General features: G+C 49.9%; 14 protein-coding genes. 11 read left to right on the plus strand and 3 right to left on the minus strand.

Annotation, left to right across the window (positions count from 1 at the left end; all coding sequences use genetic code 11):
- Window positions 1–94 precede the first annotated feature (94 nt).
- Together JYB63_RS17685 and JYB63_RS17690 are read left to right on the plus strand one after the other, a co-directional pair.
- Entirely contained in the window at window positions 95–679 is a 585-nt protein-coding gene (locus JYB63_RS17685; RefSeq protein WP_205659243.1) for a CoA pyrophosphatase, read from the plus strand.
- A 40-nt stretch (window positions 680–719) separates the two neighbouring features.
- Entirely contained in the window at window positions 720–917 is a 198-nt protein-coding gene (locus tag JYB63_RS17690) for a DUF1289 domain-containing protein (protein ID WP_205659244.1), read from the plus strand.
- Window positions 918–955: 38 nt separating this feature from the next.
- Here JYB63_RS17690 and JYB63_RS17695 read toward each other — a convergent pair whose 3' ends face one another.
- Window positions 956–2,239 carry an HlyC/CorC family transporter gene (locus tag JYB63_RS17695; protein WP_205659245.1) on the minus strand — a complete coding sequence of 428 codons (1,284 nt, stop codon included), beginning with the start codon at window positions 2,237–2,239 and terminating at the stop codon, window positions 956–958.
- Window positions 2,240–2,330: 91 nt separating this feature from the next.
- The gene (locus JYB63_RS17700) at window positions 2,331–3,062 is read right to left on the minus strand and encodes a cytochrome C assembly family protein (RefSeq protein WP_243432053.1); all 732 of its coding nucleotides are present in this window, start codon (window positions 3,060–3,062) and stop codon (window positions 2,331–2,333) included.
- A 335-nt stretch (window positions 3,063–3,397) separates the two neighbouring features.
- Between JYB63_RS17700 and ffh the strand changes: the two genes are divergently transcribed.
- From ffh to rplS, 5 genes are all read left to right on the plus strand, one after another.
- Complete coding sequence (gene ffh / locus JYB63_RS17705; RefSeq protein ID WP_205659247.1) at window positions 3,398–4,807, plus strand: signal recognition particle protein; 1,410 nt, start codon at window positions 3,398–3,400, stop codon at window positions 4,805–4,807.
- A 183-nt stretch (window positions 4,808–4,990) separates the two neighbouring features.
- Window positions 4,991–5,236 carry a 30S ribosomal protein S16 gene (gene rpsP / locus JYB63_RS17710; RefSeq protein WP_205659248.1) on the plus strand — a complete coding sequence of 82 codons (246 nt, stop codon included), beginning with the start codon at window positions 4,991–4,993 and terminating at the stop codon, window positions 5,234–5,236.
- 28 nt (window positions 5,237–5,264) lie between these two features.
- Entirely contained in the window at window positions 5,265–5,798 is a 534-nt protein-coding gene (gene rimM / locus JYB63_RS17715) for a ribosome maturation factor RimM (RefSeq protein WP_205659249.1), read from the plus strand.
- Between the two features lie 3 nt (window positions 5,799–5,801).
- Entirely contained in the window at window positions 5,802–6,557 is a 756-nt protein-coding gene (gene trmD / locus JYB63_RS17720) for a tRNA (guanosine(37)-N1)-methyltransferase TrmD (protein ID WP_205659250.1), read from the plus strand.
- A gap of 15 nt (window positions 6,558–6,572) precedes the next feature.
- Window positions 6,573–6,932: a 50S ribosomal protein L19 gene (rplS, locus tag JYB63_RS17725; protein WP_205659251.1), complete on the plus strand. Its 360-nt coding sequence runs from the start codon at window positions 6,573–6,575 to the stop codon at window positions 6,930–6,932.
- Between the two features lie 59 nt (window positions 6,933–6,991).
- On the opposite strand, the gene JYB63_RS17730 is transcribed toward rplS, so the two are convergent.
- Window positions 6,992–7,603, minus strand: coding sequence for a DUF1638 domain-containing protein (locus tag JYB63_RS17730; RefSeq protein WP_205659252.1), 612 nt, complete (start codon window positions 7,601–7,603; stop codon window positions 6,992–6,994).
- Window positions 7,604–7,722: 119 nt separating this feature from the next.
- On the opposite strand from JYB63_RS17730, the gene xerD reads away from it, so the two are divergent.
- The 4 genes from xerD (at window position 7,723) to thrC (ending at window position 12,392) form a co-directional block, all read left to right on the plus strand.
- A complete protein-coding gene (gene xerD, locus JYB63_RS17735; RefSeq protein ID WP_431193909.1) occupies window positions 7,723–8,649 on the plus strand; it encodes a site-specific tyrosine recombinase XerD in 927 nt (308 codons plus the stop codon).
- Window positions 8,650–8,762: 113 nt separating this feature from the next.
- Window positions 8,763–9,506, plus strand: coding sequence for a DsbC family protein (locus JYB63_RS17740; RefSeq protein ID WP_205659253.1), 744 nt, complete (start codon window positions 8,763–8,765; stop codon window positions 9,504–9,506).
- A gap of 173 nt (window positions 9,507–9,679) precedes the next feature.
- Window positions 9,680–10,981 carry a homoserine dehydrogenase gene (locus tag JYB63_RS17745; RefSeq protein WP_205659254.1) on the plus strand — a complete coding sequence of 434 codons (1,302 nt, stop codon included), beginning with the start codon at window positions 9,680–9,682 and terminating at the stop codon, window positions 10,979–10,981.
- 19 nt (window positions 10,982–11,000) lie between these two features.
- Window positions 11,001–12,392, plus strand: coding sequence for a threonine synthase (thrC, locus tag JYB63_RS17750; RefSeq protein WP_205659255.1), 1,392 nt, complete (start codon window positions 11,001–11,003; stop codon window positions 12,390–12,392).
- Window positions 12,393–12,561 lie beyond the last annotated feature (169 nt).

The following is a 12,561-nucleotide window of genomic DNA, read 5'->3' on the forward strand; positions in this document are numbered from 1 at the left end:
TGTACCGCAAAATTTTCCCATTCGGCGACGGTGGCGCGACTAAACTTTACCTGTTGCGCCGGGTATGATGGAAAGAAGTAAATGTGGAGGGTATATGATTCAGGAGTTAGCGCGTCGGTTACATGCCAGTTCGCCAAGGGTGCTTGAGTATGAAGGGCCTGAGGCAGCTGTTTTAGTAGCGCTGACCAAGAGTGATGATCCGCAGGTGGTGCTGACCCGCCGGACAATGCACTTGTCCTCTCATGGAGGAGAAGTGGCGTTCCCGGGAGGGAAAAAAGATTTTGAAGATGCGGATTTGCTGACGACCGCACTGCGTGAGGCTCATGAAGAAGTAGGCTTGCCGCCGGAGCGGGTGGAAGTGCTGGGGGTGCTCAGCCAGGCAATGTCAAAGCATGGGTTGCGGGTAACACCTTATGTCGGGCTGATTGATCCGGATACGGATTTAACTCCAAACCCAGCTGAGCTGGATGAAATATTTACTGTGCCCCTGCGGTTTTTTTTGGAAGATAAGCGCCACCGTACGGATGCATTTAAGTACCGGGGTAAAACCCACTATGTGCCGGCGTATGAATATCAGGGTAATATCATCTGGGGGCTGACAGCCTGCATTTTGGTTGAGTTGTTAAATATTGGGCTGGATGCCGGTATTCCTGTCAGACCGCGCCCGGAACATCAATAATAAGTAGCAAGATAGCTGCAAGAGATAAGAGCTGTAACGTATGACTGAACAATCAACGCCCGTCCGCTCACCCTGCACCGGGGTATGTGCGCTGGATGAACAGGATCTGTGTATTGCCTGCCGCCGCAGCGGAATGGAAATTGCCGAGTGGGGCGTGATGAGTGATGAGCAGAAGCTGGAAGTCTACAGTCTGATCCGGGAGCGGGAGCTGGCGGACAAACAAAAACGCTCCGGTTAAGGAGCGTTTGTCGTGTTCATCAGGAGACGGCTAAATGCTTAGTCGTCTTCATCCTCTTCATCTTTTCCTTCCAGCTCAATAATGCGGATGGTTTTAATGAGGTTGGCGGTTACCTGCAGGGTTTCAATCCGGTAGCGGCCAATCGTCAGGCAGACGTTGGCATCCGGAATAGATTCCAGTACTTCAGTCATCAGACCGTTGATGGTTTTAGGGCCGTCGGTTGGTAAGTCCCAGTCCAGCGATTTATTTACGTCCCGGATGTTAGCGGTGCCGTCGATGAAATAGCTACCGTCTTCCTGGCGGTGAATGTCCTGATCTTCTTCCTTGGTGTTGCCGGACATCTCGCCCACAATCTGTTCAAGGATATCTTCCAGAGTAACCACGCCCTGAATATCACCGTATTCATCTACCACCAGAGCAATTCGCTGACCGGCTTTCTGGAAGTTCAGCAGCTGGGTTTGCAGTGGGGTGCTTTCCGGCACAAAGTAAGGTTCATGAATCACCTGAAGGATCGCTGCCTTGGTGACAGAGCCTTGCTGGAAAACCTGTGCAAGGTTACGCATGTGGAGCATGCCAACCACCTTATTTACCTCGCCCCGGTAAACCGGCAGGCGGGTGTGGTTGGTGGTGCTCAGCTGCTCGATAATGACTTCAATATCATCTTCAAGGTCGATGCCGATGACTTCATTTCGCGGAATCATGATGTCATTTACGGCAACGTCGTCCAGTTCCAGTACGCCGAGCAGCATCGACTGGTTTCGCTGCTGCAGTACCGCACCAGACTCGTTTACCAGTGTGCGCAGTTCTTCTGTGCTCAGGTGATGGTGATTACCTTCGGTTACCTTAATGCCGAACAGTTTTAACAGGCCGTTGGTGATGCCGTTCACAATCCAGACGAACGGGTAAAGCACCAGCAGTAAAGGCTGCAGGATATAGGATGCAGGAAAGGCGATTCTGTCCGGGTGAAGGGCTGCAACCGTCTTCGGGGTTACTTCGGCAAAAATCAGAATGACCAGCGTCAGAGAGGCCGTAGCAATGGCAATACCTGCTTCTCCCCACAGGCGTACGGCAACGATTGTGGCAATTGCAGAGGCCAGAATGTTAACGAAGTTATTGCCGATCAGGATAACACCGATCAGTCGGTCAGGACGTTGCAGTAATTTACTGGCTTTGGTGGCTGCCCGGTGTTTGTTCTTCACCATATGCCGCAGGCGATAGCGGTTGAGGGACATCATGCCCGTTTCGGAGCTGGAGAAGAATGCGGAACAAAAGATTAGAAACAACAAAACTCCCAAAAGGGAGCCGATCGATGCGTCGTCCAAGATGCAGAAACCTTCGCTTAATTATTGAGCAGCCATTTTCAATACAAGCCGATTTTAAGTCAAGCTTTGATGGCTGCCCGTAACGACAGGTTTACAGCAGCTCTATAACAAATTTGCTGCCAAAGAAAGCCAGCATCAGAAGGGTAAAGCTGCCGACGGTCCAGCGAACTGCTTTCTGGCTGCGCCAGCCCATGACGTGGCGGCCAACCAACAACGCGACATAAAGCAGCCAGGCGATGATTGAAAGGGCTGTTTTGTGTACCAGATGCTGGGCAAATAAGTCATCAAAGACCAGCATGCCGGTAATCAGCGACGCGGTTAACAGAATAAAACCGGTCCAGATCATCTCAAACAACAATTTTTCCATGATCTGTAACGGCGGTAGCGAACGGATCAGGCCACGGGTCCGGTGATGCTTGAGCATATACTCCTGTTTGGCCAGCAGTACTGCCTGGAAAACGGACAGGGTAAAAATGCTGTAAGCCATGATGGACAGCAAGATATGAATCACCAGCCCGGTGGCAAAATCTTTGGCGATATTCGTGTCCGGCGCCAGCAGGGCAAAGGTCAGAGAGATTGCCGCCATCGGGAATACGCCGATGAACAGGTTATCGATTTTTTGTCTTAGGCTGCTAAGTAATACCAGTGCGACAACCAACCAGGCGATCAGAGAGCCGACACTGAAAAAGTCCAGATGGATCCCCATTGGGCGGTGTAAATCCAGGAAAACCGCGTAGCTGTGCGCAGCGAAAGCAATAAGCGCAATGCCTTTTACTTTAGCTGGGGCAAACCGGTCTGCCTGTTGGAGATTTTTGACCTGCATAAAAGCAGCGCTCAGGTAAAAGATAATTGCACTTGCAGTGAATAGAGTCAGCATGTGTATAGGGTGCTCTTTCAGGTGCCGGGCGACACACGGCACAGAACTTTTAAACAGAGAATGAATTAATTGAAAATACTCAGTGTCAAGTTTGTCATAAATATCAGGGTGATGAAATATATTCCATTGGTACAGATCAAAGTCTGTGCATGCTGAGCAGATAAGTTTGTGTATTGGGTTTATAAACCGGGGTGCTGTATAATGCCGCCATCCTTTATTTAAGGTTGCGCTGCCAGTCATTATTGCGGCGAACCGATATCAGCCATCAGGGCAAGAGTAATATGTTTGAGAATCTGACGGATCGCCTGTCGAAAACGTTAAAGGCGGTGACGGGTCAAGCCAAGCTGACCGAAGACAACATTAAAGGCACTTTGCGTGAAGTACGCATGGCTTTACTGGAAGCGGATGTTGCGCTGCCGGTTGTTAAAGCATTTATTGAGCGCGTTAAAGAACGTGCTGTTGGTCAGGAAGTCAGCAAGAGCCTGAGTCCCGGACAGGTTTTTGTAAAGATCGTCCAGCAAGAGCTGGAAGCGGTCATGGGTGCGGCGAATGAAGAGCTGAATCTGGCCGCTCAGCCACCGGCAGTCATTATGATGGCGGGTCTGCAGGGTGCAGGTAAAACTACCTCTGTTGCTAAGCTTTCCCGTTTCCTGCGTGAGCGCAAGAAAAAGAAAGTACTGGTTGTATCTGCGGACGTATACCGTCCGGCTGCGATTAAACAGCTGGAAACGCTGGCAGGCGAAGTGGAAGTGGATTTCTTCCCGTCTACTGTTGAGCAGAAGCCGGTTGATATTGTTAATGCCGCTATAAACCATGCCAAAGTGAAGCACTTTGATGTTCTGATTGTCGATACTGCGGGCCGTTTGCACGTAGACAGCGACATGATGGATGAGATCAAAGACCTGCATGCAGCGATCAAACCGGTTGAAACATTATTCGTGGTAGATGCCATGACCGGTCAGGATGCTGCCAATACAGCGAAAGCATTTAATGATGTCCTTCCATTGACCGGTGTTGTTCTGACCAAAACAGATGGTGATGCCCGTGGTGGTGCTGCATTATCTGTTCGTCACATTACCGGTAAACCGATTAAGTTCCTGGGTGTGGGTGAAAAGGTTGACGCGCTGGAGCCGTTCCACCCGGACCGTGTTGCTTCCCGTATTCTGGGCATGGGCGATGTACTGTCGCTGATCGAAGAAGTTGAGCAGAAAGTCGATAAAGCCAAAGCTGAAAAGCTGGCGAAGAAGGTTCAGAAGGGTAAAGGTTTTGACCTGGAAGATTTCCGTGACCAGCTACAGCAGATGAAGAATATGGGCGGTATGTCTTCGCTGATGGATAAGTTGCCAGGCATGGGCCAGATGGGCCAGATGATGCAGGGCGGCAATATGGCCGGTGCTGAAAAGAACTTCATGCAGATGGAAGCCATCATTAATTCAATGACGCCTCATGAGCGCCGCCGTCCGGATGTCATCAGTGGCTCACGTAAAAAGCGTATTGCTGCCGGTTCCGGTACTCAGATCCAGGATATCAACCGCCTGCTTAAACAGCACAAGCAGATGCAGAAAATGATGAAGAAGTTTTCTACCAAAGGCGGTATGGCGAAGATGATGCGTGGCATGAAAGGTATGCTACCGCCGGGTATGGGTGGCATGGGCGGAATGGGTGGCCCGGGAGGCTTTCCCAAGCTGTAAATAGCAGGCTGAAATACTGTCAGATAATAAGCTTTCAAAAGGCGGCATTTTCACGTAAAATGCCGCCTCGTTTTTTATGTTAGGCGCAGTCTACGCGGGATTACGGGTTTCGTAACCTGAGCGAGATTGCAAACAATGAACTGTGAGTGATGTCAAAGCTCACTTAATAAAGGGACCGAACGCATGGTAACTATTCGTTTAGCTCGCAGCGGCGCTAAGAAGCGTCCTTTCTATCACCTTTCTGTTGCAGATTCTCGTAATCCTCGTGACGGTCGTTTTATTGAGCGTGTTGGCTTCTTCAACCCGCTGGCGAAAGGTCAGGAAGAGCGTCTGCGTGTCAATCTTGAGCGCGTTGAACATTGGGTATCTAAAGGTGCTCAGGTATCTGACCGTGTTGCTGCGCTTCTGAAAGAAGCAAAAAGCGCATAATTAATTAGTTATCAGTCGGGTTTTTAGAATGAGTGGTTTAACGTCTGAGCAAACGACGATTGTTGGGCGCATTACAACCATCTACGGCGTAAAAGGTTGGGTGAAAATTTATTCACACACTGAGCCGATGGAAAGCATTCTGAATTACTCACCATGGCTGCTGAACAGAAATGGTCAGTGGTTGCCGGTCAAAATTGCTGACGGCAAGAAACATGGCAAAGGGCTGATTGCTAAATTAGCAGGTGTGGATGACCGTGATGTAGCCCGGGACTATTGTGGCCTGGATATCGCGATTGAAACCAGCCTGTTACCAGAACTGGATGACGGTGAATTTTACTGGAGCCAGCTGGAAAAGTTAGATGTTATCACCGAGTCTGGCGAGAAGCTGGGTAAGGTAAGTCACCTGATTGCTACCGGATCGAATGACGTTCTGGTTGTGAAAGGTAATGGTCAGAGCATTGATCGCCGTGAGCGGTTGATTCCTTACCTGCCGGATCAGGTGATCAAAGAAATAAACCTTGATGAAGGTACGATTCGGGTCGATTGGGATCCGGAGTTTTAACCGGTGTGGATCGGTGTTGTCAGCCTTTTTCCTGAAATGTTCGAGGCAGTTACCTGCCACGGTGTGACAGGAAGGGCAGTGCGCAATAACCTGTTGGATGTGCAGTGCTGGAATCCGCGGGATTTCACTACAGACAAACACCGTACCGTTGACGACCGCCCTTATGGTGGTGGTCCCGGCATGTTGATGAAGGTGCAGCCGCTGCGGGATGCAATCCATGCAGCCAAAAACGCTGCCGGTGCAGATGAAAACGTTAAAGTTATTTATCTGTCACCGCAGGGCCGCCGATTTGATCATGCCGGTGCGAAAGAGTTAGCCAGCCATAAAAAGCTGGTGTTGGTTGCCGGACGCTATGAAGGTATTGATGAGCGTCTGCTGGAAACGGAAATTGATGAAGAGTGGTCGTTGGGCGATTTTGTTCTCAGCGGTGGCGAATTACCGGCAATGGTAATGATCGATGCGGTTTCCAGGCTGCTTCCGGGTGTTCTTGGACATGCGGACTCAGCGGCAGAAGATTCTTTCAGTGACGGTTTGCTGGACTGTCCGCATTATACGCGGCCTGAAAAACTCGACGAAATGTCCGTACCTGATGTGTTGCTCAGCGGTAACCACGAGGCAATCAGACGCTGGCGTCTGAAACAGCAGTTAGGCAGAACCTCACAGAGGCGTCCTGATTTGCTGGAAGACCTTGAGTTAGATAAAGAGCAGCAAACATTGTTAAACGAATTTATCCAGGAGACCCGAGGGTCTCAGGGTTAGTATTAGGAGCGAGCGATGAGCAGCAAAAATCCAATCATTCAGCAGATTGAAGCTGAACAGATGACTAAAGACGTTCCTGAATTTGCACCGGGTGATACCGTTGTTGTTCAGGTTAAAGTTGTAGAAGGCGAGCGTAAGCGTCTGCAGGCTTTCGAAGGCGTTGTTATCGGTAAGCGTAACCGTGGCGTTAACTCTGCTTTCACCGTACGTAAGATCTCTCACGGTGTGGGCGTTGAGCGTACTTTCCAGACTTTCGCTACCAGCGTTGACAGCATTGCTGTTAAGCGTCGTGGTGACGTTCGTCAGGCTAAACTGTACTACCTGCGTGAGCGTAGCGGTAAGTCTGCACGTATCAAGGAAAAGTTGGCTAAGTAAGCAACTTTCCTGCGGGAATAAAAAAGGTGGCTCAGGCCACCTTTTTTTGTGCCTGTGTTTTATTTATCAATACTTTCTATGTAAATGCCGAGGTCACTGTAGCCCCGGTAGCGATATTCGAATTCCAGTCCGAGACGGCGGGCAATCTCACGGGCTTTGTCATAGAGTTTTTTGTCCCGGGTTTGGGCGACATAAACAAGTTTTTTGTAGTTGCCGAACATGAAAGACAGCATGCTCGGACTTTTGTCGAGGCCGTATTGCTGCCACATAAATTTATCGAAGTGTCGGCAAAAGAAATCGGTCAGAAAAAATGAAGTGACGTCATCTTCGTTGTTTGCAAAGCGCTCGTTGCCTTCAAAGAAGGAAAAGCAGTGTGGGCCCGGGATGCGTTCAATGCCATATTCCTCCAGTACTTCATCCAGCGCACCTGCAGTCCCGCAATCACCGTAAATAACAAATATGTTTTGGTAACGGTGCCGGTATTTTTCAATTGCTTTACGAATGGCTTCAGGTATCAGTACGGGGCGGTGATGCAGGTGAGCGGGCAGACACTGAATATCAATATGATGCAAGTGGTTATGCGAGATCAGAGTGACTACTTCTTTTGCCAGCGCACCGCATGTAAGAAGCAGTGTGTTCTTCTGAGATGCCTGTTCTGTGGGTGACAGCATAGTGGTGACTTTTGTTGATGTGTATTGCTGTGATCTTAGATATGACACTATAAAATAGCGAACAAACCGGTCGTTGTTGGTGACAGTGCGCCGGAATCAGTCTAGTTAAGGGGGGCAGTGTGTCAGAACTGCAGTCAGACACGGAGCAGCTTTCACAGGATAATTTGCAGGCTATAGATGCTTATCTGGATGCCAGCTGGCTTGAAAAAGGCTTGAGTGATAATTCATTGCAGTCTTACCGGCGGGATCTTCGTCAGTTTGCAGTATGGTTGCAGGAGCGGGGTTATTCTCTTCTGCAACTGGAGCGGATTGAGCTGCTTGCTTATCTGAATTGGCGGGTTACACAGCGACTGAAACCGGCATCGACTTCAAGAATGTTGTCCTGTTTACGGGGGTTTTACCGGTATTACGTACGCGAGGCTGTGCTCAGTGCTGATCCGACACTGGATATTGAAAGCCCGAAGCGGGGACGGTCACTGCCAAAAACAATGACAGAAGCAGAGGTTGAAGCGCTGCTGGAGGCGCCGAATACGGATGATCCCCTGGATTTTCGTGACCGGACAATGCTGGAGATGTTGTACGCGGCGGGGTTGCGGGTAACTGAGCTGGTATCGTTACAGCTTGGTCAGGTTAATCCCCGGCAGGGCATTATCCGGGTCGTGGGTAAAGGTGACAAAGAGCGTCTGGTACCGTTAGGAGATGAAGCTGCCCGTTGGCTGCGGGATTATGTGCAGAATGTGCGGCCACTGCTGATAAGTGATTCACGTAATGAAGTTGTGTTTCCAAGTAAACGGGGGACACAAATGACCCGGCAAACCTTCTGGTACCGGATTAAGCGTCACGGGTTGGCGGCTGGATTAACCCATTTGCCGTCACCTCACGTTCTGAGGCATGCCTTTGCGACACATTTACTGAATCATGGCGCTGATTTGCGGGTTGTTCAGTTATTGCTTGGACACAGTGATTTGTCCACGACACAAATATACACCCATGTGGCACAGCACCGGTTGCAGTCCCTGCACCGGAAGCATCATCCACGGGGATAAAAAAATGCTTAAGACTCTGAACTTTAAGGGTATCCTGTCGTCTCAAGATTCAGACCACAAATATACCGGTTTCTGACCGGTGATGATTTGCAGTGATTAAGGTAGAGGATTTCATGCGTAAATTTTTGATGATGGCAGCCGCATTGTTTGCATTTGCTGCAACCGTTCAGGCGGAAGGGGATAAGGAAGCCGATATTCGTAACGCTTTGCGTGGCCTGAATGCGATGGTGCCTATCGTTGAAGTAAAGCCGGCGGCATTTCCCGGATTGTATCAGGTGACACTGAAGAGCGGTGAAACCCTGTATACCAATGAGAGCGGCAGTCATTTTGTCGTTGGTGATATGTTTAAAGTAAGCGAGAACGGTGCGCTGGTTAACCTGACTGAAGAAGCTAAGAAAGGTGACCGGCTTGAACTGCTGGCCAGCAACGACGCCAGCGATACCATTAATTTTGCGGCTGAGGGCGAGAAGAAAGCCAGTGTCACCGTATTTACGGATGTGGACTGCTTCTATTGCCGTAAACTGCACAAGGAAATTGCAGATATTAATGCACTGGGAATCGAAGTGCGTTACCTGGCCTTCCCTCGTGCCGGCGCAGGCTCACCTGCACACCTGACGATGGATTCTGTGTGGTGTGCTGACGATGAAGAAACCCGTAAAGAGCTTATGACTAAGGCTAAGCAGGGAGACAGCCTGCCACAGGCGAACAGTAGCTGTGAGAGTCCGGTACTTTCGCAGATGAATGTTGGCCGTAAGGCTGGCGTAACTGGTACGCCTGCATTGGTTCTGGAAGACGGTACTCTGGTACCGGGTTATGTGCCGGCAGCACGTCTGGCTGAGATGCTTCAGGTGAATTAATCCTGCAGATTAAAAACTATTCATCAATAAGGGAGCAAAATGCTCCCTTTTTTAGTTTCAAAGCGACCTGCTGCGTAGTGCATCCCTGCTGACTTAGATATAATGCGAAGCTATTTTGACTCGGCCCGGGTATGCCATCAGGCATTCCCTGACATGACAAGCGAGGTAACGGTTTGAAACCAGTAAAAGTGGGTATCTGTGGACTCGGCACCGTAGGTGGCGGCACTTATAACGTATTGAAGCGCAATGCTGAAGAAATTGCGCGTCGCGCCGGCCGTAAGATTATTATCGAGGAAGTGGGTGCACGTCGTCCAAATCCTGATTGCGATACTAAAGGCACCCAGATTACCGCGGATATTTTTGCCGTTGCCCGTAATCCTGAAATCGATATTGTTATTGAGCTGATCGGTGGTTATGAAACCGCGCTTGAGCTGGTAATGACTGCCATTGAGCACGGCAAGCACGTTGTGACGGCTAACAAGGCGCTGATCGCTGAGCACGGTAATGAGATCTTTGAAGCGGCACAGCAAAAAAATGTGATGGTTGCATTTGAAGCGGGTGTAGCGGGTGGTATCCCGGTGATCAAGGCTATCCGTGAAGGTTTATCTGCGAACCGGATCAACTGGCTGGCGGGTATCATTAACGGCACCGGTAACTTCATCCTGACAGAAATGCGGGACAAGGGCCGTGATTTTGCTGATGTGCTGGCTGAAGCTCAGGCGCTGGGTTATGCCGAAGCTGATCCTACCTTTGATGTTGAGGGTATCGATGCGGCGCATAAGCTGACTATTCTGGCCTCACTGGCGTTTGGTATTCCCCTGCAATTCTCTAAGGCTTATACCGAAGGTATCAGCAAGATTACTGCGGAAGACGTGCAGTATGCTGAAGAGCTGGGCTACCGGATTAAACATCTGGGTATCAGCCGTCGCAGTGAGTCCGGTGTTGAATTGCGTGTTCACCCAACCATGATTCCTGAGAAAGCACTGATTGCTAACGTACACGGTGTTATGAACGCCGTGCTGGTTGATGGCGATGCCGTTGGTCAGACCATGTATTACGGTGCTGGTGCCGGTGCAGAGCCAACAGCTTCTGCCGTTGTAGCTGATGTTATTGACGTTGTCCGCACCCTGACTGCAGATCGCGATAACCGTGTACCTCATCTGGCATTCCAGCCGGGTGAACTGTCTGATGAGCCTATTCTGCCGATTGAAGAGGTTGTAAGCGCTTACTACCTGCGCCTGCATGCGGTTGAGAAGCCGGGCGTGCTGGCAATGGTGACTGGTATTCTGAGTGAGTCTGGTATCAGCATTGACGCGATTCTGCAGAAAGAAACCCACGAGCAACTGGTGCCTATCATTATCCTGACCCAGGAAGTGAAGGAACAGCAGATGAATGAGGCAATTGCTAAGATCGAAGCCTCAGCTGACATCGACGGTGCGGTTACCCGTATCCGTGTTGAACACTTCGAAGCTTAAGTTTTAGGAAGTCATAACCGTGAAATATATATCGACACGTGGACAAGCACCGGCACTGGATTTTGCTGATGTGTTACTTGCAGGTCTGGCCAGTGATGGCGGTTTGTATGTGCCTGAACAACTGCCGACCTTCTCAAAGGAAGAAATTGCTTCCTGGGCGGGCCTGTCCTATGCAGATCTGGCTTATAAAGTTGTTCAGCCGTTTGTGGCCGGTTGCATTGATGATGCCGACTTTAAACGGATGGTTGATGAGACCTATGCGGGGTTTAACCATACAGCGGTTGCGCCGCTGAAAGAACTGAATACCAATGAGTGGGTGCTGGAACTTTTCCATGGCCCGACCCTGGCATTTAAAGATTTTGCCCTGCAGCTGCTGGGACGTCTGATGGACTTTGTCCTGCAGCAGCGCAATGAGCGTCTGGTTATTATGGGAGCAACATCCGGTGATACCGGTTCTGCTGCTATTGAAGGCTGTCGTCACAGCAATAACCTGGATATCTTCATTCTGCATCCTTATAACCGGGTTTCAGAAGTTCAGCGTAAGCAGATGACCAGTATTCTGGCGGACAATGTGCATAACATTGCCCTGGAAGGTAATTTTGATGACTGTCAGCAAATGGTTAAAGACAGCTTTGCGGATCAGGGGTTCCTGAACGGCCGTAAGCTGGGCGCGGTTAACTCCATTAACTGGGCGCGCATCATGGCGCAGATCGTTTATTACTTCTCTGCAGCACTGGCTGTGGGTGGCCCGCACCGTGAGGTTGCCTTCTCAGTGCCAACAGGTAACTTCGGTGATATTTTTGCCGGTTACATTGCAAAGCAGATGGGCCTGCCAATCAGCCAACTGGTTGTAGCGACTAACCGTAATGATATTCTGCACCGGGTCATCGCGGACAATGATATGAGCAAAGGTGAGCTTGTTCATACGCTGTCGCCATCCATGGACATCATGGTGTCGTCTAACTTCGAGCGTTTACTGTTTGATGTATACGGCCGTGACGGTGCTGCCATTACTGATCTTATGGATCGCTTTAAAACAGAATCCGTTCAGCTGGATGCATCCCGCTGGGAAGCAGTCCGTGAGCTGTTTGACAGTCATGCCTGTGACGATGATGCAACCTGCCAGCTGATTGCTGAGGTACATGCAAATACCGGTTATCTGCTGGATCCGCATACGGCTATCGGTGTTGCTGCTGCCCGTAAGTGCCGTCGTGATGAAAGTGTGCCAATGATTGTACTGTCGACAGCGCACCCGGTTAAGTTCCCTGAAGCGGTTCTCAAAGCGGGTTTGCAGGCGCCGGAATTGCCGGAGCATATGGCAGATCTGTTTGAGCGTGAAGAGCGTATGACAGTGCTGCCTAATGAACTGACGACCGTACAGGAATTTGTAGCGAAGAATGTTACCGCATAAATTCTGATGTGCTATTTAAACCCGTAGCAGGAAACTGTTACGGGTTTTTTTGTGCATTTTTATCCGGCCTGTTCAGGTGCTTTTGTAAATGTCACAGAATTACCATTATTTACTTGAAAGTATTCGTGTTTCTCTGGTGAGTGGTGTATTAAATAAGCAGGCAGGGTCA

The organism is Aliamphritea spongicola (assembly GCF_017051665.1).
Lineage (GTDB): Bacteria > Pseudomonadota > Gammaproteobacteria > Pseudomonadales > Balneatricaceae > Amphritea > Amphritea spongicola.